The following is a 21,051-nucleotide window of genomic DNA, read 5'->3' on the forward strand; positions in this document are numbered from 1 at the left end:
GTAGCGGTAGCAAGGAAACCAACGGTTGAATGGGCAGAGCGTTGTGACGCCCATTTAACCGTAGACGGCTATGGCTTCAGCGATGCCATGTACTTGCCCGAATACCGGTACGCCGAACGCTCTTGCCGCGTCGGCCAATTTGCGATCAAACGTGGCAAGACAGCTGCCTGAACGGGCTGCCAATTCGACATACGTTGCGTCGTACGCCGTTAGCGCGTGAGTCAGTGCAATCTGCTGAATATGCCCCCACTGATGGGGTATCTGAGGCCTGTCTATGTGGATGGGAAGCGCGTCCAACTGGTACGCGAACAACGTGGCTTTGGCGGGCGACACATGCTGCGCACGCAGCAGGCGCAACATGCCGTTGGCCACCTCAACCCGCCAATGTTGAGGGACGACCATATGGAAGTGCTCGATTTCTTCGAACAGATGGCGTGCCAGCATGACTTCCGAAGCATCGCTACGGTGGGTAAGCCAAGCCAAAGCGACAGACGCGTCCAGTACCGTGTTCACCGCTGATCCTCCTCTTTCCAGGCGCGCATCTGTTCATCGGACACACCTGGGCCCCGGGGAAAGTGTTTGAGTGCCAGGAGCGCGTCATACGCGTCCGCAGTCATTGCGGGATTTGCGGGGCGGATGTATGCCCTGGCTTTGCCATCTTTCTTGATGACAATTCGCGCGCCGTTCTGTGCGGCAAGAATCAGTTTTTCGAGGCGATCTGCTACGGCCTCTTGGGGTACTTCGATGTAGTCAGACATGCGGGGCTCCAAGCAAGTATTGGCATCCCCATTCTTCGCAAAATAAAAGGCCGCGGCAATGCGCCGCGGCCTTTTATCAGTCTGATTCCCGAGGGGGCTATCAGCTGTCGAGCTTTTGCTTGAGCAGGTCGTTCACTTGTTGCGGGTTGGCCTTGCCGCGGCCTGCCTTCATGATCTGGCCGACGAGCGAGTTAAACGCCTTTTGCTTGCCGGCCCGGTACTCTTCCACGATGGCGGGGTTGGCTGCCAGCACTTCGTCGATCATGGCGCCGATGGCGCCCGTGTCGCTGATTTGCTTCAAACCGCGCGCATCGATGATGGCGTCAGGCTCACCGCCGTTTTCACCGGCCCACATGGCGCCGAAGACTTCACGGGCCATCTTGTTGGAGATGGTGCCGTCGATGATGCGGGTGATCAGGGCGGCCAAGGCTGGCGCTTGCACGGGCGAATCGGCAATGGCCTTTTCGTCCTTGTTCAATGCGGCAGCCACTTCGCCCATGACCCAGTTGGCGGCCAGCTTGGCCTGGCCGGCCGGCAGCGCGTGCGCCACGGTTTCAAAATAGGCAGCCAGGTCGCGGCTCACGGTGAGTTGAGCCGCGTCATACGCGGTCAGGCCGTATTCCGATTCAAAGCGGGCGCGCTGGGCGGCGGGCAATTCGGGCATGGCGGCGCGGACTTCGTCGACCCAGGCGCTGGAAATCACCAGCGCGGGCAGGTCGGGGTCGGGGAAGTAGCGGTAATCGTGCGCATCTTCCTTGCTGCGCATGCTGCGTGTTTCGTCGCGGTCTGAGTCGTACAGGCGGGTTTCCTGCACGACCGTGCCGCCGTCTTCGATCAGTTCGATCTGGCGGCGCGCTTCGTAAACAATGGCGCGTTCCAGGAAGCGGAACGAGTTGACGTTCTTGATCTCGGTGCGGGTGCCGAATTCCTTCTGGCCCACCGGGCGCACGGACACGTTGGCATCGCAACGGAACGAGCCTTCCTGCATGTTGCCGTCGCAGATGCCCAGCCAGACAACCAGGCTGTGCAGCGCGCGTGCGTAGGAAACGGCTTCGGCAGCCGAGCGCATTTCCGGCTCGGTCACGATTTCCAGCAGGGGCGTTCCGGCGCGGTTCAGGTCGATACCGCTGGCGGGGGCGCCGTTGGCCAGGTTGAAGTCGTCGTGCAAGGACTTGCCGGCGTCTTCTTCCAGGTGGGCGCGCGTCAGATTGATGGTCTTTTCTTCTTCGCCCACGAAGAACGACAGCGTTCCGCCCACGACGACCGGCAGCTCGTATTGGCTGATCTGGTAACCCTTGGGCAAGTCGGGGTAGAAGTAGTTCTTGCGCGCAAACACCGAGCGCGGCGCGATGGTCGCGCCCACGGCCAAGCCGAAGCGGATGGCGCGTTCAGCGGCGCCGCGGTTCATGACCGGCAGGCTGCCCGGCAACGCCAGGTCGACCACGTTGGCTTGGGTGTTGGGAGCGGCGCCGAATTGGGTGCTGCTACCCGAAAAAATCTTGGAGTCGGTGGAAAGCTGCGTGTGCGTTTCCAGGCCGATGACGATTTCCCAGTTCATTATCTGTAGTTCCAATCAATAGTGCCGCAGCGGAGCGCGCCAGCGGCGCCGGGCCGCCCCAAGGCGCTGGCAGCCCCCTCGGGGGGCAGCGAACGGAGTGAGCGTGGGGGCATCATTAGGTTGGCGATTGCTTGTGCCAGTCGGTGACTTGTTGGAAGCGGTCGGCGATGGCTAGAAGCTTGCCTTCGTCGAAGTAGTTGCCGATGATTTGCAGCCCGACCGGGCGGCCGGCGCCGAATCCGCAAGGAATCGACATGGCAGGCAGGCCCGCCAGGCTGACGCCCAGCGTGTAGACGTCGGCCAGCCAGTCTGCGGTCGGGTCGTCGCGGTTGTCGCCGATGTTCTTGGCGACGGTAGGCGTTACGGGCCCCATGATCACGTCGCACTGGTCGGCATAGGCGCGCTGGAAGTCCTGCGCGATCAGGCGGCGCAGGCGTTGCGCTTGCAGGTAATACGCGTCGTAGTAACCGTGAGACAGCACGTAGGTGCCGATCAGGATGCGGCGTTTGACCTCGTCGCCGAAACCTTCAGCGCGCGAGCGGCTGATCATGTCGTCCAGGTTGCCATACTGCGCGGCGCGGTGGCCGTAGCGCACGCCATCGTAGCGAGCCAGGTTGCTGGACGCTTCTGCCGGAGCAATGACGTAATAGGCGGGAATGGCCAGTTCGGTGCGCGGCAGCGATACCGGCACGCGCACGGCGCCCAGCGCTTCGAATTGGGCCAGTGCCGCTTCAACTGCGGCGGCGACATCCGGTGACAGACCGGCGCCGAAGTACTCTTCCGGCACGCCAATGCGCAGCCCCTTCAGGGGTTGGCTGCCCGCAGCGTCGAAACGGCTTTGCGCGGCGTCGAAATCGCGGCGCACGCGGCCGGGTTCGTTCACAGCGGCGTCGCACTTTTCCAGGCTGGTGGCGTCACGCGGATCAAAGCCGCTGATGACGTCCAGCAGTTCAAGCAGGTCGCGGCTGCTTTCAGCCAGCGGGCCGGCCTGATCCAGGCTGGAGCCAAAGGCCACCATGCCATAACGCGAGACCGTGCCGTAGGTGGGTTTGATGCCGCTGACACCGCACAGGGCGGCGGGCTGGCGCACCGAACCGCCGGTGTCGGTGCCGGTGGCGGCAGCCACCAGGCGTGCGGCCACGGCCGCGGCGGAGCCGCCCGACGAGCCACCCGGCACAGCCGCGTGGTCCCAGGGGTTCTTCACGGCGCCGTACGCGGAATTCTCGTTGCCGGAACCCATGGCGAATTCATCGCAGTTCAGCTTGCCGATCGACACGGCGCCTGCCGCGCCCAAACGTTCGACGACAGTCGCGTCAAACGGGCTGACGTAACCTTCCAGCATCTTGCTGCCGGCGGTGGTGCGCCAGCCCCGCGTCACAAAAGCGTCTTTGTGGGCAATGGGAATGCCTGCCAACGGACCGGCCGAGCCTGAAGCCAGTGCGGCATCGGCGGCGCGGGCCTGGGCCAGCGTCAATTCAGCGTCAATATGTAAAAAGCAATTCAGGCCACTGGCTGCGTCAGCCGCAGCCAGCGCGCTTTGCGCGAGATCGACAGCGCTGATCTGGCGTTGGGCGAGGGCCGCGCGCAAGCCGGCGATCCCCTCGAATTGGGTATGCAAGGCGGGTTTGGTCATGGATCAGTCCAGCACTTTAGGGACCAGGAACAAACCTTCCTGGGCGTCGGGGGCGTTGGCCAGCAGCTCTTGGCGGCGGGCTTCCGAGCTGGCCTCGGTCACGGCGTCTTCACGCAAACGCAGCACGATGTCCTCGTGGGCGGACAGCGGGTGGGCCAGGGGCTCGACGCCTTGGGTGTCGACGGACTGAAGCCGTTCGATCAGGTGGAGAATGCCGTTAAGCTCGGCCTGCGCAAGATTGCGCTGGTCGGGGGTCAGTTCGATCCTGGCCAGCCGGGCAATGCGGGCCACATCTGTGTCATTGAGCGCCATAGGGATTGCAAAATCGATAAGCGAAGGCCAAAGGGCGGAACTGGGCAGTATGTAGGCCCCAATCCCGTTACAAAGCTTGAATAGCCTGCATTTATGCGCTATTTCCGGTGAAATTATAAGTTATGATTCACGGTTTAATCGCCGTGATGACAGGCGGACCCGACCTTTTTCGGGCCATACGCCCCGCGGCATGAACCCAATTCCCCAAAAGAATTTAGCTGAGCTCCCATGTTCGGATTCCTGCGCAGTTATTTTTCCAGCGATATGGCGATCGACCTCGGTACCGCCAATACGCTGATTTACGTCCGTGGCAAGGGCATCGTTCTCGATGAACCTTCCGTGGTCGCAATCCGTCATGAAGGCGGGCCTCACGGCAAAAAGATCATCCAGGCCGTCGGCCACGAAGCCAAGCAGATGCTTGGCCGAGTGCCCGGCAACATAGAGGCCATCCGGCCCATGAAGGACGGCGTAATCGCCGACTTCACGGTCACCGAACAGATGCTCAAGCAGTTCATCCGCATGGTGCACCCCCGCAACATGCTGGCGCCCAGTCCGCGCATTATCGTATGCGTACCCTGCGGCTCCACTCAGGTTGAACGGCGCGCTATCCGTGAATCGGCCTTGGGCGCTGGCGCGTCCCATGTCTTCCTGATTGAAGAACCTATGGCTGCGGCCATCGGCGCCGGCTTGGCCGTGTCCGATGCCAGCGGCTCCATGGTCGTCGATATCGGCGGCGGCACCACCGAGGTGGCAGTCATCTCGCTGGGCGGCATGGTCTACAAGGGCTCCGTGCGCGTGGGCGGCGACAAGTTCGACGAGGCAATCGTCAACTATATCCGCCGCAACTACGGCATGCTGATCGGCGAACCCACGGCTGAATTGATCAAAAAGCAAATCGGGTCCGCATTCCCGGGCTCCGAAGTGCGCGAGATCGAAGTCAAGGGCCGCAATCTGGCCGAAGGCGTGCCGCGCAGTTTCACGGTCTCGTCCAACGAGATTCTGGAATCGCTGACCGATCCCCTGAACCAGATCGTTTCCGCCGTGAAGATTGCTCTTGAGCAAACGCCACCGGAACTCGGCGCCGACATTACCGACAAGGGCATTGCCCTGACCGGTGGCGGCGCACTGTTGCGTGATCTCGACCGCCTGCTCCAGGAAGAAACCGGTCTGCCCGTCGTGGTAGCCGATGATCCCCTGACCTGCGTCGTGCGGGGTTGCGGCGAGGCGCTGGAACACCTTGAGAAACTGGGCGCGATCTTCATCAACGATTAATACTGCCCGCCAGCCCGGAGCCCCGCTTTCTCACGGCTCCGGCCGCTGCGGGGGCTTCGGACGCGGGCGCCCGGGCTGAGATTCATGCAACGACAAGGGACTCCTCCCCTATTCAGGCGCGGCCCACCTGCGGAGGTTCGGCTGGTCATTCTGGTCGTCCTTGCTTTGGCCCTGATCATCATGGATTCGCAATGGCGCATGCTGGAACCAGCACGCCGGGCGATGTCCGTGGCGCTTTACCCCTTCCAACGCGCCGTCATGGCGCCGCGTGACCTTGTTCAGCAAGTGAACGAATGGGTCAACGCAGCCAATCTCATCCGTAGCGAAAACGAAGCTTTGCAGCGTCAGCGCATCGAGCTGGCCCAGGTGGCTTCGCACGCGGCGCAACTGGCAGCTGAAAACGCGCAACTGCGCCGCTTGTTGGGCGTGACCGATACCGTGGCTCAATCGGCCGTGGTGGTCGAAGTCATGTATGAACCGACCAACGCGTTTACGCAGCGGCTGGTCTTCAACAAGGGCAGCAAAGCGGGTCTCGCGCCCGGTATGCCGGTCATTGACGAAGGCGGCGTGGTCGGTCAGATCGTCCGTGTGACGCCCATGACGGCCGAGGCCGCGCTGGTGACGGATGAACAGGTATCCATCCCCGTCCAGCTGTTGCGCAATGGGTTGCGCCTGATTGCGTTTGGCGGCAATTCGCCCGGCAAGATGGAAGTCCGTTACCTTGCGGCCAATGCGGATATCAAGGAAGGGGATACTATCGTTACCAGCGGCGTCGGCGGATTGTTTCCCGCCGGCCTGCCCGTGGCCAAAGTGACCTCGGTCGAACGCGATACCGCCTCCGGTTTCGCGCGTGCCGTGTGTGAACCGCTGGCCCACCCCGAACGCTATCGCCACTTCCTGGTTTTGCAGGTGGATGTGGCCCGCGCCGAGTCCAACCGTCAGGAGGTCGATTCCGGTGGATCGGACTAATCAATCCGTGCCCAGGCGCCGCCTGGGCACGCCCAGCAACGTACATCCCGACCGGCTGTCCGGTCCGGCGCACGGCGTCTTTGTCTGGGGCACCGTGCTGCTCGTATGGCTGGTGTCGTTGCTGCCCTGGCGTCTGTGGCAGGGCGCGCCCGATGTGCTGCTGCTGATCATCGCCTTCTGGTGCGTGCATGAGCCGCGCCGCGTCGGCCTGTTCACGGCCTTCTTCTTCGGCTTGATGATGGACGTGCATGACGCCGGACTGCTCGGCGAGCATGCCTTGTCATACACCCTGGTGGCCTACGGCGCCGTGGTACTGCACCGCCGGCTGCAACGGTTTGACCTTTGGAGCCAGGCAATGCACATGCTGCCTGTGTTCTTCGTCGCCCGCTTCCTGACTCAGATCATCCACGCATGGCTGGCCGGGAAATGGCCAGGTTGGGACTGGAGCATCAGCGTGGCCATCACCGCCGCCCTGTGGCCGCTGGCGGGTTGGGTTCTGCACTTGCCGCAGCGCGGTGCCGACGACGCCGACTCTTCCTCCGCCTGATGGCGGCGCTGCTTCATGTTTGAATTCAAGAAAACCGGTCAGCAACAAAAGCAGCGCTTTCGCCTGCGCGCCTGGGTGGGCGGGGCTTTTGCGCTGCTGTGCTTTGGTGTGCTGATCGGCCGGTTCTGGTATTTGCAGGTTGACCGCTACGAAGGCCTGTCCGAACGCGCCGACCGCAACCGCATTGCGGTTGTGCCGATCCCGCCGCGCCGTGGCGAGATCCTGGACCGCAACGGCGAAGTGCTGGCGCGCAACTATCGCACCTATACGCTGGAAGTCGTGCCTGCCCACGCTGGCAACATGAACGAGCTGTTCGAGCGTCTGACCGAGGTGGTGTACATCAGCCCGGCAGATCAGCGCCGCTTCAAACGCCGCGCCGCCGAGTCCAGCCGCTATGCCAGCCTGCAATTGCGCAATAACCTGAACGAAACGGAAGCCGCCTGGTTTGCCGCGCATTCGTTTCAGTTCCCGGGTGTGGAACTGCGTGCGCGTTGGGTCCGTGAATATCCGCAAGGCGTGTCGGCCGCCCACGTCGTAGGCTATATCGGCCGTATCGCCGAAGGCGACAACGAAGAACTGGAACGCGCGGGGCAGCTCGGCAACTACCGAGGCACCGATGTCATCGGCAAGAAGGGCATCGAAAAGACCTGGGAAGAACAGCTGCACGGCCGCACCGGTCTTGAAGAAGTTGAGGTCACCGCAGGCGGCCGGCCGATGCGCACGCTGCGCCGGATCGACCCTGTGCCCGGCTCGGACATCATGTTGTCCATTGATCTGGGCCTGCAGAAAGTCGCCGAAGAAGCCTTCGAAGGCCAACGCGGCGCGCTGGTTGCCATTGATCCGGATACAGGTGAAGTCCTGGCTTTTGTCTCGCAACCGTCTTTCGATCCCAATCTGTTTGTCGATGGCATCGATGTGGACAACTGGCGCATGCTGAACGAATCGCCGGACCATCCGCTGATCAACCGGCCGTTGTATGGCACCTATCCGATCGGTTCGACCTACAAGCCTTTTGTGGCGCTGGCCGCGCTGGAATTGGGCAAGCGCCGCGCAACGGATCGCATCTCCGACCCCGGCTACTACGAATTCGGCGGACAGAAATTCCGCAACGCGGGCGGCGCGGCCTATGGCATGACCGACATGCACAAGGCCATCGTGGTGTCGTCGGACACGTACTTTTATTCGCTGGGCCCCGAGATCGGCGTGAACGCGCTGCATGATTTCACCAAGCAGTTCGGGTTCGGCCAGATCACCGGTATCGATCTGGAAGGCGAGAAGCGGGGCGTGCTGCCGTCAACCGACTGGAAGCGCTCAGCCTATAAAGATAAGGATCGCCAGCGTTGGTATGCGGGCGAGACGATCTCGGTTGCGGTCGGTCAGGGCTATAACGCCTTTACTTTGCTGCAACTGGCGCAGGGCACATCCACGCTTGCCAACAATGGCCTGTACCGCCGGCCGCACCTGGTGCATGCGGTGCGCGATCCGCGCAGTGGCGTGGCCAAGCCTACCGAATCCGCGCCGGATTACCGCATTCCGCTCAAGCAGGCCAATGTGGACGTGATCAAGAGCGCAATGGCCGACGTGGTGCGGGCCGGTACGGCGCGGCGTGCGTTTGCGAACGCGCCTTACCAAGCCGCCGGTAAGACGGGCACCGCGCAGGTGTTCAGCCTGCGAGGCGGCCACTATCGCGCCAGCGCCATTGATGAACGCCTGCGCGATCACGCCCTGTTCATGGGATTTGCGCCGTTGGAACACCCCCGTATCGCGGTCTCGCTGATTGTCGAGAACGCGGGCTGGGGCGCCAGCGTGGCCGCGCCTGTTGCGCGCAAGGTATTCGACTATTGGCTGGCCAAAGACCGGCAGGACAAGATCGTGCGGCCAGACCGCGGCGACCCCCTGGCGTCTGTTGAATCCATTACCTCCGATGTGGTGCGCCAATAATGAAGCGCCTGGGCCTTATTCTGCTACGCGTGTTTACGGCATTCGATTGGCCGTTGTTGGCCATCTTGCTGATGTTCGCGGCGCTGGGCCTGACCGTGATGCACTCGGCGGTGGGCGGTACCGATTGGCGCTTTGCGGAACAGTCGCGCAATTTCATCATCGCTTTCTTCGCCATGTGGATCATGGCGCTGATACCGCCCAAGTGGCTGATGAAGCTGGCCTTGCCGTTTTATGTGGTGGGCGTGGTGCTGCTGCTGGGCGTGGAATTTTTTGGCGAAACCAGCAAGGGCGCGACCCGCTGGCTGAACCTGGGCGTGACGCGCATCCAGCCATCTGAAATGATGAAGATCGGCGTGCCGATGATGCTGGCGTGGTATTTCCAGCGCCACGAAGGCGCGGTGCGAGTCCGAGACTTTCTGGCGGCTGCTGCGATGTTGGCGGCGCCCTTTGGCCTGATCGTGTTGCAGCCCGACCTGGGCACGGCGCTGCTGGTGTTTGGCGCCGGTTTCTTCGTGATCTATTTTGCGGGCCTGTCGTTCAAGCTGCTCGTGCCTGTCATGCTGGCGGGCATCATCGCCATTGGTACGCTGGTCTACTACGAAGACCAGTTGTGCGAACCCGATGTGAACTGGGTGGTGCTGCACGACTATCAAAAGCACCGCGTCTGCACCTTGCTGAATCCAAGCTCTGATCCGCTGGGCAAGGGCTTCCACACGATCCAGTCGATGATTGCGGTGGGTTCGGGCGGGGTGTATGGCAAGGGCTACATGAAGGGTACGCAGACCCATCTGGACTTTATTCCCGAGCGCACCACCGACTTTATTTTCGCGGTCTATGCCGAGGAGTTCGGGCTGTATGGCGGCATCGCGATTCTGGTGTTGTACGGCCTGATGATGGCACGCGGTCTGACGATCGCATCCCGGGCTGCGTCACAGTTCGGGCGGTTGCTGTCGGGGGCGCTGACGATGATGCTGTTTATCTATGTCTTTGTGAACGTGGGGATGGTGACGGGGATTTTGCCGGTCGTCGGGGTGCCTTTGCCGTTCATGAGTTATGGGGGGACGGCGTTGTTTACGATGGGGATTGCGTTTGGGATCATGATGAGTATTAGTCGGCATCGGTCGGTTAAGACTTGATGCTTGCTTGTTTCTCTTCGTAGGCTGGGCTGTTTTTCTTCGTAGGCAGGGTTGTTTCTCTTCGTAGGACGCCCCTGACCGCGGACGCCGTGGCTGCTCGCGCCCACGATTGCGGTCCGGAGCCTTCGCTCCGGACGTCCCCTTCGTCATCTTCGTCCAGGCCTACGGCCTTCCCTTCAGATTCCCTCGGGCGCATCGAGGTTGCTCGCAGCCACGTCGCCCGCGGCCAGGGGCTCACGCTGTTTTAAGCCGTTGCGCTGCTCGGCCGCTTCTTACTGACGAGGTTTACGGTGCCCGCCGATGCGGCCGCCCGGGCGGCGCGCGATCGGCTTACGCGCTGTAGTGCGTCGGGGCGGTGGGCGCTTCGCGCTTGCGCAGAGCGGGGTGCTATTGGCACCGGCCGTGTGGGGGTGGGGGAAAGCGATGGACGGCGCGCGTTGGACTTCTGCGCGCGAATGCCGAGTCGGGCGCGCACCGCCCATCGGTTCTGGTGACGGGTTTTTGTTGCCTGTAACGAAACGGGCGGCTTAGGAATCCTAGGCCGCCCGCGATTTACTGTTGACGAAGCAATCTGACTAGTTGGGCAAGGCTTCGGGCACGCCCAAATCTACCGCCAGCTTCGTCAAGCCATCCCAGATTCGGCTATCAAATGTCACCGAGTCCGGATTGGCTGCGCGATTGCGGGCTTCGTATTCGCCGGGATATTGCACGCTTTCAACGCCTGGTTGGGGCTTGCAGGCGTGCAGGTAGTCGATGAAAGCGCCAACCTCCATTGACCGCCAATCCGTATTGAAATCCACCTGCGGGTCCAGTAGCAGCGCGAACATGTTGTTCGTCGCGACGCCGATGCGGGGGTGTTCGGGTTGGATGGTTCCGCCGCCAGACAAGACGCCGGCCAGGAGTTCAGCCACGAGTCCCAGCGCATAACCCTTGTGACCGCCAAAGGGCAGCAGGGCGCCAGGAGGATCTGCGAACAGGGCGTTGGGGTCCGTTGTCGGGTTGCCGTCCGCGTCGATCAGCGATCCTGGTGGTGCTTGTTCGCCCTTGGCTGCCAGCACCCGCGCCTTGTTTACGGCGATTGAGCTGGTTGCCATGTCCACGATGAACGGCGGGCGGCCGCCGGGCAGGGGGCCGGCAAAGCACAGCGGGTTTGTGGTCAGGCATGCTTCGGCGCCGCCGAAGGGGGCGACGGTGGGCGAGCGGTTGATCACGTTGGTGAAGGCCAGCAGGATCAAACCCTTGGCCGCGACCATTTCGCCGAAGTGGCCCATGCGGCCCAGGTGATGGCTGTGGCGCAGGGTCAGGATGCACTGGCCGTGCTCTTGCGTGCGCTCGATGGCCTTTTCGATGACGACCTTGCCAACATACTGGCCCAGGCCGTGATGGCCGTCGTAGGCCAGCATGGCGCCGCGGTCGTTGACGAGTTCGGGCCGGCCGTCGGCTTGCGCCAGGCCTGCGGACAGCACGCGCCGGTAGTTCGTCAGAATCGACAGGCCGTGGCTGGTGTAGCCGACCCGGTCGGACTCGACCAGGTGTTCCGCAACATCGCGCGCGATGTCTTCGGGAACGCCTTGCGCCATCAGCACCAGGCGTCCGTACTCATTTGCTTGAGCGATCGTAAGTTTCATGATGCGCTCTCCTTACAGCCAGCCCAGCCAACGCCAGTAGGTCGCGCCCATCAGCAGCATGAGCAGGTAGCCGATGATGGTGACAATGATCCCAACCTTGGCAAACTGCTTGGCGTTGAAGGTTTCAGTGCCCAGGCAGACCATGTTCTGCGGCGCGTTGATGGGCAGGATGAAGCCATAGCTCACCACGAAACCCAGCAGCATCGTCATACCCAGGCGGCTGAAGTCGCCTGGCAGCGTGGCCAGCACCGAGATCAGGATGGGCAGCATGGCTGAGGTCAGTGCGGTGGCGCTGGCAAAACCCAAGTGGATGATGATCAGGAAGGCGGCCAGGATGGCGAAGATAGCCAGTGGTCCAAGATGATCCAGTCCGGTGTGGGCCACGACCTGATTGCCCAGCCATTGGCCTGCCTGCGTCGTCAACAGGGCAGTGCCCAAGCTGATACCGACGCCGAACACAATCACCGTGCCCCATGGGATACGCGATTGCACGTCTTTCCACGTCATCACGCCAAAGCGCGGCAGCATCAGCAGCACCAGGCCGAAGTAGGTGGTCGAGGTGGTGTCGAACTTGTGCAACTTGCCTTCGGTCGACCAGAACAGCAACAGCATGATTGATACTGCCATCAGGCGCTTTTGGGCGCCCGTCATGGGACCCAGTTCAAGCAGCGACTTTTCGACGGCTTCCTTGCCTCCGGCAATGCTGTCGCTTTCTGGCGGCAGCATCTTCAGCACGACAACGATCAGCACAGCCGACATGATCAGCGACCAGGGGGCGCCGGCGATCAGCCAGTCCGACCATGCCACGCGTTCGCCCAGCATTTTTTCCATGAAACCGACCGTCAGCAGGTTCTGCGCGGCGGCGGTTTGGATGCCTACGTTCCAGATGCTGGTGGCTTGCGCCACGATGATCATGATGCCGGCAGCGATGTTCGAGCGCTTGTCCACGCCGAAGGCCGCGATGACGCCCATCATGATGGGCACCACGGCTGCGCTGCGCGCCGTCGCGCTGGGCACAACCAGGCTCAACACGATGGTCACAGCGATACAACCGATCAAAATACGGCGCGTGCTGGTGCCGACCTTGGACAATGTGACCAGCGCGATGCGCCGGTCCAGCCCCGTGAAGGTCATGGCCGCTGCAATAAACAAGGCGCCGGTGACCAGCGCCAGCGCCGAGTTGGCAAAGCCAGTCAGTGCGATGCTGATGGCGGCCGAGGTGCCGTAGAGCACTTGCGGGTCTTTGATTGTCGGAGCCGTGCCCAACAGGAAAGCCATCAGCGTCGTGATCATGATCGCGCTGGCTTCGTAAGACACGGCTTCGGTAATCCAGACCACCACGGCGAACGCCAGGATAGCCAGCATGCGGTGGCCCGCGACCGGCAGGTCGGCGGGCAGGGGCAGCATAAGCACCCCGATCAGCACCACGACGCCGGCAACGAGTCCGATGGGGATTTTAGTTTTTTTGGGTGCTTGTGAATCAGGGACAGCGGCTTGCGCAGTCATATCCATCTCCGGTTGAGGTCAAACTGACGACACACCGCCCGCGAGCTCGGGCTCAATTATTTCGGTGTGTCGACGCTACAGGATGATCGTGACGGCATTAAGGAAAACCCGTATTGATGTGGGTCAAGCCAGCGGGGATTTGAGCTTGTGGAAAAGCTGATTGGCGCATTATGCTCGTCCGCCCTCGATCGCCGCAAGCGTTTGAATGTTGCACGAAACCACGCTAATAATGCCAGCGGCTGCGGCGGCTGGCACGATATTTCGGCGTTAATTCGTTCGTGTTATGCCGCAAATATGCGGATCAACCCAGTGCCAGACGCAGCTGTTCATCCAGATGCAATGTCGGTGCCACGCGCCAGCCGCTTTGGGCAAAGCGCAGCCAACGGCCCAGCACCAAGTGCGTAAGCAAGCTGGCGTGGGCTGCCACATTGGCTTCGGGCGGCAGGCCGCCGTCCGTCACGGCGATGCGCAGCGATTGCTTGAGCGACGCTTCAATGCGGTCATTGATGTGATTGATGCGTTCTTGCAGCCGGTTGTCTTCGGTGACCAGCGCATCGCCGGTCAGCACGCGCGTCATTCCCTTATTGCGTTCCGAAAAGGTCAGCAGCATGGCGACGGTTTTTTGCGCTTGCGGCACGCCGTAGGGCTCCGCAGTGGCAATTTGATTGACCAGCGTGAAGATACTGGTTTCGATGAACTCGATCAGCCCTTCGAACATCTGCGCTTTGCTGGCAAAGTGCCGGTACAACGCGGCTTCCGAGACCCCAAGGCGCGCGGCAAGCGCGGCCGTAGTGATGCGGGCCGCATGCGGCTGCTCCAGCATCTCGGCCAGGGTCTGCAGAATCTGGGTCTTGCGCTCGCCGGGTTTGCTCGCCATGGAAGGGACTGCTCTCGCGCAGGCTTGACGGTGAAGGGAAGGGGTGGAGCGCGCCGCTATCCCCGCAAGGGGCGCCGGCGTAACAACAAATCACTGACGGAGTTTACCCGTAAGTCGACGTAGGCCGGCCGGTGTGCGCGGCCGCGTGAAAAGGGAGTGCCCGGGTGATACACGTGGACGGTGCGCAGGCCGGCCTGGCGTGCGCCGCGCAGGTTGGCAAGGGTGTCTTCCACCAGTACCGCGCGGTGGGCCGGCACGCCTTCGCGAGCCAGCACGTAGCGCAACAGAGCGGGTGAAGGTTTGGGCCGGAACTCGCCATGCAAACGCATGTGTTCGATGGCCCACAGGCTATCGAACTGACGCAGGATACCCAGGCGCGACAGCACTGCGCGGGCGTATTGCAAGGGCGCGTTGGTCAGCAGCACCTTGCGGCCCGGCAGCTGCTGCAGCTTGTAGGCCAGCGCTTTTTCCGACCGCACCAACGGCTTCACGTCGAAGTCGTGGCTGCGATGCAGAAATTCGTGGGGGTCCACGCCATGATGCCGCACCATGCCGATCATCGTGGCGCCGTAGCGTTTCCAGTACCGCCTGCGTACGTCGTTGGCCGTATCGATGTCGACGTTCAACGCCTCGGCCACGGCCATGGTCATGCCGTGGTCAATCTTCGGAAAGATGGCGTGCGAGGTGTCGTGGAGCGTGTTGTCCAGATCAAACAGCCACAGGCGTTCGGAAACGCCCGTGGCTGTGCGGCGGGAGCGGCGCAGACGCACCGCCGGCCGCAGCAGGTAACGCTGTGCCCGCATTAGTGCGAGCTGATCATCGTGCCGACGCCCTGGTCAGTCAGGATTTCAAGCAGCAGGCAGTGCGGCACGCGGCCGTCGACGATGTGCACCGAGTTCACGCCGTTCTTGGCGGCGTCCAGCGCAGACGAAATCTTGGGCAGCATGCCGCCCGAAATCGTGCCGTCTGCAAACAGCTCGTCGATGGTTTGCGCGGACAGGCTGCGCAACAGTTTGCCCGCCTTGTCCAGCACGCCCGGGGTGTTGGTCAGCATCAACAATTTTTCAGCGCCCAGCACTTCAGCCATCTTGCCAGCGACGACATCGGCGTTGATGTTGTAAGCCGTACCGTCTTCGCCATAACCAATGGGCGAGATCACGGGGATGAACTGATCGTCCTGCAAGGCCTTCACCACCGCAGGTTCAACCAGCGTGATGTCGCCCACAAAACCGATGTCGATCGGTTCGGCAGGGTTGTCCTTGTTGGCCATCAGTTTCTTCTGCGCCTGGATCAGGCCGCCGTCCTTGCCCGTCAGGCCCACAGCCTTGCCGCCAACTTCGTTGATCATCATGACGATGTCTTGCTGGACCTGGCCACCCAGTACCCATTCGACCACTTCCATGGTCTCGGCGTCGGTGACGCGCATGCCCTGGATGAAGGTGCCTTGTTTGCCGATGCGGCGCAGCGCGTCGTCAATCTGCGGGCCGCCACCGTGGACCACCACCGGGTTCAGTCCCACCAGCTTGAGCAGCACGACGTCGTGCGCAAAGCTGCGCTGCAAGCGCTCTTCCGTCATGGCGTTGCCGCCGTACTTGACCACGATGGTCTTGCCGTGGAATCGTCGGATATACGGCAGTGCTTCAGACAGCACAGCGGCTTTGACAGCAGGGGACGAAACGGCAGCAGGGTCGGGGGTGTCGGTCATGGCAGCTAAGTCGGCAAATATATATAAGTGGTTAGAAAAAAAGCCTGCACAAAAACGCGTTTGGGACGCGGTAGCGCAAGCATACGACGGATTGTAGTACCCACAGGTTTCTTATGCTTTAAACCTATGTTCATATGCCCGACAAATAACGGGCATTCAGGTAAATTGGGGGCGCTTTCGCAACGGATCGCTCCGCAAAAGGGGGCAAATCCGCACCGGCTGGGCGCCAGCCCTCAATTTACACCCTATATAAGAGGCAACACATGCGTTTGAACTTCGTCCGCTCAGCCCTGGTGGCGTCGGCACTCCTGGTGGCAGCGAATGCCGCCCACGCTGAAAAGGTGGTGGTGGGCGCAACCCAGGTGCCCCACGCCGAAATTCTGGAAGTCGTGAAGCCCCAATTGGCCAAAGAAGGCGTGGAGCTGGATATCAAGGTGTTCAGCGACTACGTGCAGCCCAACCTGCAACTGGCCGACAAGCAACTGGACGCCAACTTCTTCCAGCACAAGCCTTACCTGGATTCGTTCAACAAGGATCGCAACGCGACGCTGGTCCCGGTGGCCCTGGTCCACGTCGAGCCCTTCGGCGGTTACTCCAAGAAGATCAAGAGCCTGTCCGAGCTCAAGGATGGCGCTACGGTCGCCATTCCCAATGACCCGTCCAACGGCGGGCGCGCGCTGGTGCTGCTGCAAAAGCAGGGCGTGATCAAGCTGAAGGACCCGTCCAACATCCTGGCTACCGCTGCCGATGTGGTCGAGAACCCCAAGAAGCTGAAGTTCCGCGAACTGGAAGCCGCGATGCTGCCGCGCTCGCTGGACGATGTGGATCTGGCGCTGATCAACACCAACTACGCGCTGGAAGCCGGACTGGTGCCGACAAAGGATGCGCTCTTCATCGAAGGCGCGGATTCGCCCTACGCCAACATCCTGGTAACCCGCACGGACAACAAGGACGCGCCCGGAATCAAGAAGCTGGTCAACGCGCTGCACTCGCCTGAGGTGAAGAAATTCATCCAGGAAAAGTACAAGGGCGCGGTGATTCCGGCGTTCTGAACCCGGCATCCCAGTTCGTAAAAGAAAAACGCCCGATTTTTGATCGGGCGTTTTTTTGGGGGGGGCAGGGTCGCCAGGCGTCAGCCTGCCGCCAGGGCCTTCTCCACGGTAGCGTGGAACTCAGCCACATCGTATTCGCCCAGATAACGCTTGATGATGTGCCCCTGTTTGTCGATCAGGAAGGCGGTAGGCGTCAGGCGGATGTCGCCAAAGGCGCGGGCGATGTCGCCCTTGGTGTCCAGCGCCACCGGGAACGGCAGCTTGCGCGTTTCGGCAAAGTTCAGCACGAAGTTGGGCGGGTCGTAGTTCATGGCGACCGCAATGGCTTCGTAGCCCTTGTTCGCATATTCCTTGTAAGCCGCGATGGTTTCAGGCATCTGCTTCACACAGGTCACGCAGCTGGTCGCCCAGAATTTGACCAGCACGACCTTGCCGCGCAGGTCCTGCATCGAGAAGGTTTTGCCTTCCAGGGTGGTGAACGTGACGTCCGGAGCAGTCTGGGCCGGGCGCCAGACGAACCAGGCGCCAATGCCGACCGCTACGAGAACGGCCAGGGCTACGATGGCTTTTTTCATTTGATGGGCATGGCCTCTACGCCGTTGCTCGTGCCTGCTGCGTTGTCGCTTGCTGCTGCGCCACCGCCAGAGCCGCTTTCAATGGGCGCTTTGGTTTCCGTGGAGTTGGATTTGCTGCTGTTCGACAGCCGGATGGCTTCATCGCGGCTGATCGTTTCAAACAGTTTAACCACCTTGGCAACACCGCCGACATCGGCGGTGGCATTGGCGGCGTACTCGCCTTCGGCCTGGGTGAGCTTGCCCATCAGGTAGACGACGCTGTGATCGGTCGTCAGGGCAATCGTGCCGGACGGGACATATTTGGTGTTGATCAGGGCCGTTTTGACCTTGGACGTCAGCCAGGTGTCGTTCGAGCGCGTGCCGAACGAGGCGATGGGGCCGACGTTCAGCTGGTTGATGACCTGTTTGACGTTCTCGACGCTTTGCGCGATCGCGGTCGCCTGGCTCTTGGCCTGTTCAGAGGGCACGTCGCCCGTCAGGAGCAGATGGCCGCCGTAGGCCATGGCATTGACGCGGGCGGTGTCGCCCAGTTTCTGCGAGATCTGGCTCTGCGCCTTGAAGGCCATGTTCTGGTCTTCAAGCTGGGTGCCGGACGTGCGGCGGTCGGTGACCACAACGGCCGTGGTGGCGGCGGCGCCGCCCACGATCAGGGGCGCGCAGGCCGACAACGACAGCACGGCGGTGGACAGGGCTGCGGCAAGCATCAGCGGGCGGACTGCGGTTCTGACGTCAGAAATCATTCGGTGTCTCCAAGCAGAAGAGCGTCGATGCCGTCGCACAGCGCGTGCAGCAGCAGAATATGGACTTCCTGGATACGCATCGTGCGATCGCTGGGAACACATAGATGGACGTCCATGGGCGTAATGAGTTCCCCCATGACGCCGCCGCCCTTGCCCGTCAGGACCAGCACGTGCATTTCGCGCGCGCTGGCGGCTTCCATGGCGCGGACCACGTTGGGGGAGTTGCCGCTGGTGGAGATCGCCACCAATACATCGCCGGCCTGGCCGAAAGCGTTGACCTGGCGTTCGTAGATCTCGTCAAAGCCGTAGTCGTTGCCGACCGCGGTGAGGATCGACGTATCGGTATTGAGCGCAATACCCGCCAGGGGCAGCCGTTCGCGTTCGAAGCGGCCCACCAGTTCGGCGATGAAATGCTGCGCATCGGCAGCCGAGCCGCCGTTGCCGCAAGCCAGAATCTTGCCATTGTTAGCCAGGGCGCCGAAAAGTACGTCCACCGCCACTGCCAGCGGTTCGGCCAGGACGTTCATACTTTGTTCGCACGCAGCCATGGCGTCGCGAAAGTGCGACGTCATACGAGAGGTCATATCCATGGGCGCGATTATCTCACGGGGCAGGCCTGCTGTTCTGTCTATGCGTAACGACCTTGCGGCAGACCGTTACCGCGGCGGTTCCGGCCCTGCGGCCGGGGGCGGGAAGCAAGCGCATGTCAGGGCAGCAGGAATGCCGAGCGCAGCCACTGGGGCTGGCCGGCGTCAAATACCACGGCGTCAAAACGGGCGGCGGGTGTTCTGCCGCGCCAATGGCGCCGGGCCAGTTCCGGCAGCCACTGCGCGGCAGCGCGGGCCAGTCTGGCCTGCTTTTCATGGCCAATGCTGGCCGCTGCGCCGCCAAAGCGGGCGTGCCCGCGCGCTCGGACCTCGACGAAGACCAGCGTGTTGCCGTCACGCATGACCAGGTCGATTTCGCCTGCCTGCGTCCACAGGTTGCGGGCCAGCAGCACCAGACCGTGGCCTTGCAACAGACGCATCGCGGCGTCTTCGTGCTCGTCGCCCCGCCGCTGCATGGGCGAGCGTCGCGCAGCCGGTTTGTCGGGCGCATCGCCTTTCGGCGCGCGCCGGCGCCGTTTACTTGCGCGAAGCCTGGCAGCCAGCGCCAGTTCGCAGGCCAGTCGCAGGGTGTCGTCGGTCATGGGAGCTCCGGGGGGGCAGAATGCCGGCAGAGGGCCGCGTGCGTTGGCGGCTACACTGACATGGTTTTCCGTGTCAGTAGGCTGCAATGAATCAAAATGTCTCTTCCCCGATTACCGGCGATGCCTGGAGCCGCGTTGCAGAACGCGTGGCCGGGCAGCATTGGCCTGCTTCGACGCTGTATGTCGTGGCGACGCCGATCGGCAATCTGGGCGACCTGGGGCTGCGCGCCTGGCACGCCTTGCAACGCGCTGATGTGATTGCGGCGGAAGACACGCGCGCCAGCCGTACTTTGCTGGATGCCTGGGGAGTGAGCACGCCGTTGATGGCCGCTCACCGCCACAACGAAGCCTCAGCTGCCCAAGCCATCTGCGAGCGGCTGGCCCAGGGCCAGCGCGTTGCCTTGGTCTCAGATGCCGGCGCGCCTGCCGTCAGTGATCCCGGCGCCCGAGTGGTGCGGGCAGTGCGCGCCGCAGGGTTCGCAGTTGTGCCGGTGCCGGGCCCCAGCGCCGTGATTGCCGCCCTGATGGGTAGCGGCGTCACCACTGACGAAAATCCTGCCTTTGCTTTCGCGGGTTTTCCGCCGCCCAAGGCAGTGGCCCGCCAGCGCTGGCTGCGCTCTTGGTGCGCGTTGTCAGCGCCTGTGGTGATGTTCGAGTCGCCGCACCGTCTGGCCGCCACGCTGGCAGACCTGCTGGACGTGTGCGGGCCAGATCGCCAATTGACCGTAGCGCGCGAATTGACCAAGCGTTTCGAAGAAATTGCCACCATTACGATGGGTGAAGCCGCGGCTTGGCTTGCGGCCGATTCGCATCGGGAACAAGGCGAGTTCGTGCTGATCGCGCATGCGCCTGCCGAACAGGAAGTGGACGAAGAGGCCGATCCGCGCACGGATGTGCTGCTGGATGCGTTGCTGGAATCCCTGTCGGTGCGCGACGCCGCGCGTGTGGCGGCCAAGGTGACAGGCCAGCCGCGCGACGTGCTGTACAACCGGGCGTTGACGCGCAAGAAATCGGCGGAGTAAGACATGGTGTATTCAACAGTCGTGTCGAACAAACCCGCTGATCCCGCAGAGCCGATCTTCTACCGCGATATGCCCACGCCTTTGGGCCAGATGCGCCTGGTCGCCAGTCCCAAGGGATTGCGTGGCGCCTGGTTCACGGACCAGGATTTGCTGCCGTCCGCCGAAAGCTGGACGTTGGCCGATGCCAATCCCATTTTGGAGCAGGCGCGCCGCGAACTGGACGAATGGTTCGCGGGCCAGCGGCGCACATTTGATGTGCCGCTGGACCCGATCGGCACTACCTTCCAGCACAAAGTCTGGCATGCCCTGTGCGCTCTGGATTTTGGAAAGCTGGTCAGCTATGGCGATCTGGCGCGCACGGTGGGAAGCCCCAAGGGCGCTCAGGCGATTGGTGGCGCGGTAGGCCGCAACCCCATCATCATCATCATTCCCTGTCATCGCGTGATCGGCGCCGATACGTCGCTGACAGGATTTGGCGGCGGGTTGCCGCGCAAGCAGGCGCTGCTGGCCCTTGAAGGAAATCGCTACGTCAGCCGCACCGCGCGGGCGCGACGCGTTTGCGATGGCCAGGCTGAACTGCCCTGGTAAGAAAGGATATGTGAGACGTAACGCAGGCCCGGGGCTGACTGCC

The 21,051-nt window shown here is 62.3% G+C and carries 22 protein-coding genes; 8 read left to right on the top strand and 14 right to left on the bottom strand.

Going from position 1 to position 21,051, the window contains the following annotated elements; all coding sequences use genetic code 11:
- Window positions 1–54 precede the first annotated feature (54 nt).
- From RAS12_RS23170 to gatC, 5 genes are all read right to left on the bottom strand, one after another.
- The gene (locus RAS12_RS23170) at window positions 55–513 is read right to left on the bottom strand and encodes a type II toxin-antitoxin system VapC family toxin (RefSeq protein ID WP_306941804.1); all 459 of its coding nucleotides are present in this window, start codon (window positions 511–513) and stop codon (window positions 55–57) included.
- Complete coding sequence (locus RAS12_RS23175) at window positions 510–758, bottom strand: hypothetical protein (RefSeq protein WP_306941806.1); 249 nt, start codon at window positions 756–758, stop codon at window positions 510–512. The genes RAS12_RS23170 and RAS12_RS23175 overlap by 4 nt, the downstream gene beginning before the upstream one ends.
- Before the next feature lie 100 nt (window positions 759–858).
- Window positions 859–2,316: an Asp-tRNA(Asn)/Glu-tRNA(Gln) amidotransferase subunit GatB gene (gene gatB / locus RAS12_RS23180; protein ID WP_306941807.1), complete on the bottom strand. Its 1,458-nt coding sequence runs from the start codon at window positions 2,314–2,316 to the stop codon at window positions 859–861.
- 115 nt (window positions 2,317–2,431) lie between these two features.
- Entirely contained in the window at window positions 2,432–3,949 is a 1,518-nt protein-coding gene (gene gatA, locus RAS12_RS23185; protein WP_306941811.1) for an Asp-tRNA(Asn)/Glu-tRNA(Gln) amidotransferase subunit GatA, read from the bottom strand.
- A gap of 3 nt (window positions 3,950–3,952) precedes the next feature.
- The gene (gatC, locus tag RAS12_RS23190; RefSeq protein WP_306941813.1) at window positions 3,953–4,261 is read right to left on the bottom strand and encodes an Asp-tRNA(Asn)/Glu-tRNA(Gln) amidotransferase subunit GatC; all 309 of its coding nucleotides are present in this window, start codon (window positions 4,259–4,261) and stop codon (window positions 3,953–3,955) included.
- A gap of 228 nt (window positions 4,262–4,489) precedes the next feature.
- Here gatC and RAS12_RS23195 point away from each other — a divergent pair, with 228 nt between their 5' ends.
- The 5 genes from RAS12_RS23195 (at window position 4,490) to rodA (ending at window position 10,126) form a co-directional block, all read left to right on the top strand.
- The gene (locus tag RAS12_RS23195; protein ID WP_306941815.1) at window positions 4,490–5,533 is read left to right on the top strand and encodes a rod shape-determining protein; all 1,044 of its coding nucleotides are present in this window, start codon (window positions 4,490–4,492) and stop codon (window positions 5,531–5,533) included.
- Window positions 5,534–5,617: 84 nt separating this feature from the next.
- The gene (mreC, locus tag RAS12_RS23200) at window positions 5,618–6,502 is read left to right on the top strand and encodes a rod shape-determining protein MreC (RefSeq protein WP_306941816.1); all 885 of its coding nucleotides are present in this window, start codon (window positions 5,618–5,620) and stop codon (window positions 6,500–6,502) included.
- Window positions 6,489–7,049, top strand: coding sequence for a rod shape-determining protein MreD (gene mreD, locus RAS12_RS23205; protein ID WP_306941820.1), 561 nt, complete (start codon window positions 6,489–6,491; stop codon window positions 7,047–7,049). The genes mreC and mreD overlap by 14 nt, the downstream gene beginning before the upstream one ends.
- 15 nt (window positions 7,050–7,064) lie before the next feature.
- The gene (gene mrdA, locus RAS12_RS23210; RefSeq protein ID WP_306941822.1) at window positions 7,065–8,990 is read left to right on the top strand and encodes a penicillin-binding protein 2; all 1,926 of its coding nucleotides are present in this window, start codon (window positions 7,065–7,067) and stop codon (window positions 8,988–8,990) included.
- Window positions 8,990–10,126, top strand: coding sequence for a rod shape-determining protein RodA (gene rodA / locus RAS12_RS23215; protein ID WP_306941824.1), 1,137 nt, complete (start codon window positions 8,990–8,992; stop codon window positions 10,124–10,126). Before mrdA ends, rodA begins: the two co-directional genes overlap by 1 nt.
- Before the next feature lie 575 nt (window positions 10,127–10,701).
- Here rodA and RAS12_RS23220 read toward each other — a convergent pair.
- The 5 genes from RAS12_RS23220 to argB all read right to left on the bottom strand — a co-directional run bounded on the left by RAS12_RS23220 (window position 10,702) and on the right by argB (window position 15,842).
- Window positions 10,702–11,754, bottom strand: a complete 1,053-nt coding sequence (locus tag RAS12_RS23220; protein ID WP_306941826.1) for an Ldh family oxidoreductase — start codon at window positions 11,752–11,754, stop codon at window positions 10,702–10,704.
- Between the two features lie 12 nt (window positions 11,755–11,766).
- On the bottom strand, window positions 11,767–13,260 hold the full coding sequence (locus tag RAS12_RS23225) for a DASS family sodium-coupled anion symporter (RefSeq protein WP_306941828.1): 1,494 nt from the start codon (window positions 13,258–13,260) through the stop codon (window positions 11,767–11,769).
- A 301-nt stretch (window positions 13,261–13,561) separates the two neighbouring features.
- On the bottom strand, window positions 13,562–14,137 hold the full coding sequence (gene slmA / locus RAS12_RS23230; RefSeq protein WP_306941830.1) for a nucleoid occlusion factor SlmA: 576 nt from the start codon (window positions 14,135–14,137) through the stop codon (window positions 13,562–13,564).
- Window positions 14,138–14,193: 56 nt separating this feature from the next.
- A complete protein-coding gene (locus RAS12_RS23235; protein ID WP_306941832.1) occupies window positions 14,194–14,940 on the bottom strand; it encodes a pyrimidine 5'-nucleotidase in 747 nt (248 codons plus the stop codon).
- Window positions 14,940–15,842 (bottom strand): acetylglutamate kinase, encoded by a 903-nt coding sequence (gene argB, locus RAS12_RS23240; RefSeq protein ID WP_006216311.1) that lies wholly within the window; start codon window positions 15,840–15,842, stop codon window positions 14,940–14,942. Before argB ends, RAS12_RS23235 begins: the two co-directional genes overlap by 1 nt.
- A gap of 263 nt (window positions 15,843–16,105) precedes the next feature.
- Between argB and RAS12_RS23245 the strand changes: the two genes are divergently transcribed.
- Window positions 16,106–16,894 carry a MetQ/NlpA family ABC transporter substrate-binding protein gene (locus RAS12_RS23245; RefSeq protein WP_306941835.1) on the top strand — a complete coding sequence of 263 codons (789 nt, stop codon included), beginning with the start codon at window positions 16,106–16,108 and terminating at the stop codon, window positions 16,892–16,894.
- Between the two features lie 80 nt (window positions 16,895–16,974).
- Here RAS12_RS23245 and RAS12_RS23250 read toward each other — a convergent pair whose 3' ends face one another.
- From RAS12_RS23250 to RAS12_RS23265, 4 genes are all read right to left on the bottom strand, one after another.
- Window positions 16,975–17,469, bottom strand: coding sequence for a peroxiredoxin family protein (locus RAS12_RS23250; protein ID WP_306941837.1), 495 nt, complete (start codon window positions 17,467–17,469; stop codon window positions 16,975–16,977).
- Window positions 17,466–18,209, bottom strand: coding sequence for a BON domain-containing protein (locus tag RAS12_RS23255; RefSeq protein ID WP_306941839.1), 744 nt, complete (start codon window positions 18,207–18,209; stop codon window positions 17,466–17,468). Before RAS12_RS23255 ends, RAS12_RS23250 begins: the two co-directional genes overlap by 4 nt.
- Window positions 18,206–18,799 (bottom strand): phosphoheptose isomerase, encoded by a 594-nt coding sequence (locus tag RAS12_RS23260; protein ID WP_306941840.1) that lies wholly within the window; start codon window positions 18,797–18,799, stop codon window positions 18,206–18,208. The genes RAS12_RS23255 and RAS12_RS23260 overlap by 4 nt, the downstream gene beginning before the upstream one ends.
- A gap of 116 nt (window positions 18,800–18,915) precedes the next feature.
- Entirely contained in the window at window positions 18,916–19,398 is a 483-nt protein-coding gene (locus tag RAS12_RS23265; protein ID WP_306941841.1) for a YraN family protein, read from the bottom strand.
- An 86-nt stretch (window positions 19,399–19,484) separates the two neighbouring features.
- Here RAS12_RS23265 and rsmI point away from each other — a divergent pair, with 86 nt between their 5' ends.
- Both rsmI and RAS12_RS23275 read left to right on the top strand, forming a co-directional pair.
- Window positions 19,485–20,420, top strand: coding sequence for a 16S rRNA (cytidine(1402)-2'-O)-methyltransferase (gene rsmI, locus RAS12_RS23270; RefSeq protein WP_306941843.1), 936 nt, complete (start codon window positions 19,485–19,487; stop codon window positions 20,418–20,420).
- Window positions 20,421–20,423: 3 nt separating this feature from the next.
- Window positions 20,424–21,008 carry a methylated-DNA--[protein]-cysteine S-methyltransferase gene (locus RAS12_RS23275; protein WP_306941844.1) on the top strand — a complete coding sequence of 195 codons (585 nt, stop codon included), beginning with the start codon at window positions 20,424–20,426 and terminating at the stop codon, window positions 21,006–21,008.
- Window positions 21,009–21,051: the final 43 nt, after the last annotated feature.

It is taken from the genome of Achromobacter seleniivolatilans (assembly GCF_030864005.1).
Classification (GTDB): domain Bacteria; phylum Pseudomonadota; class Gammaproteobacteria; order Burkholderiales; family Burkholderiaceae_B; genus Achromobacter; species Achromobacter seleniivolatilans.

Excerpts from the sequence above, each read along its gene's own strand:
- RAS12_RS23175 (WP_306941806.1), bottom strand. The coding sequence starts at position 758 with ATGTCTGACTACATCGAAGTACCCCAAGAGGCCGTAGCAGATCGCCTC.
- gatB (WP_306941807.1), bottom strand. The coding sequence starts at position 2,316 with ATGAACTGGGAAATCGTCATCGGCCTGGAAACGCACACGCAGCTTTCC.
- gatA (WP_306941811.1), bottom strand. The coding sequence starts at position 3,949 with ATGACCAAACCCGCCTTGCATACCCAATTCGAGGGGATCGCCGGCTTG.
- gatC (WP_306941813.1), bottom strand. The coding sequence starts at position 4,261 with ATGGCGCTCAATGACACAGATGTGGCCCGCATTGCCCGGCTGGCCAGG.
- RAS12_RS23195 (WP_306941815.1), top strand. The coding sequence starts at position 4,490 with ATGTTCGGATTCCTGCGCAGTTATTTTTCCAGCGATATGGCGATCGAC.
- mreC (WP_306941816.1), top strand. The coding sequence starts at position 5,618 with ATGCAACGACAAGGGACTCCTCCCCTATTCAGGCGCGGCCCACCTGCG.
- mrdA (WP_306941822.1), top strand. The coding sequence starts at position 7,065 with ATGTTTGAATTCAAGAAAACCGGTCAGCAACAAAAGCAGCGCTTTCGC.
- rodA (WP_306941824.1), top strand. The coding sequence starts at position 8,990 with ATGAAGCGCCTGGGCCTTATTCTGCTACGCGTGTTTACGGCATTCGAT.
- RAS12_RS23220 (WP_306941826.1), bottom strand. The coding sequence starts at position 11,754 with ATGAAACTTACGATCGCTCAAGCAAATGAGTACGGACGCCTGGTGCTG.
- RAS12_RS23225 (WP_306941828.1), bottom strand. The coding sequence starts at position 13,260 with ATGACTGCGCAAGCCGCTGTCCCTGATTCACAAGCACCCAAAAAAACT.
- slmA (WP_306941830.1), bottom strand. The coding sequence starts at position 14,137 with ATGGCGAGCAAACCCGGCGAGCGCAAGACCCAGATTCTGCAGACCCTG.
- RAS12_RS23235 (WP_306941832.1), bottom strand. The coding sequence starts at position 14,940 with ATGCGGGCACAGCGTTACCTGCTGCGGCCGGCGGTGCGTCTGCGCCGC.
- argB (WP_006216311.1), bottom strand. The coding sequence starts at position 15,842 with ATGACCGACACCCCCGACCCTGCTGCCGTTTCGTCCCCTGCTGTCAAA.
- RAS12_RS23245 (WP_306941835.1), top strand. The coding sequence starts at position 16,106 with ATGCGTTTGAACTTCGTCCGCTCAGCCCTGGTGGCGTCGGCACTCCTG.
- RAS12_RS23250 (WP_306941837.1), bottom strand. The coding sequence starts at position 17,469 with ATGAAAAAAGCCATCGTAGCCCTGGCCGTTCTCGTAGCGGTCGGCATT.
- RAS12_RS23255 (WP_306941839.1), bottom strand. The coding sequence starts at position 18,209 with ATGATTTCTGACGTCAGAACCGCAGTCCGCCCGCTGATGCTTGCCGCA.
- RAS12_RS23260 (WP_306941840.1), bottom strand. The coding sequence starts at position 18,799 with ATGGATATGACCTCTCGTATGACGTCGCACTTTCGCGACGCCATGGCT.
- RAS12_RS23265 (WP_306941841.1), bottom strand. The coding sequence starts at position 19,398 with ATGACCGACGACACCCTGCGACTGGCCTGCGAACTGGCGCTGGCTGCC.
- rsmI (WP_306941843.1), top strand. The coding sequence starts at position 19,485 with ATGAATCAAAATGTCTCTTCCCCGATTACCGGCGATGCCTGGAGCCGC.
- RAS12_RS23275 (WP_306941844.1), top strand. The coding sequence starts at position 20,424 with ATGGTGTATTCAACAGTCGTGTCGAACAAACCCGCTGATCCCGCAGAG.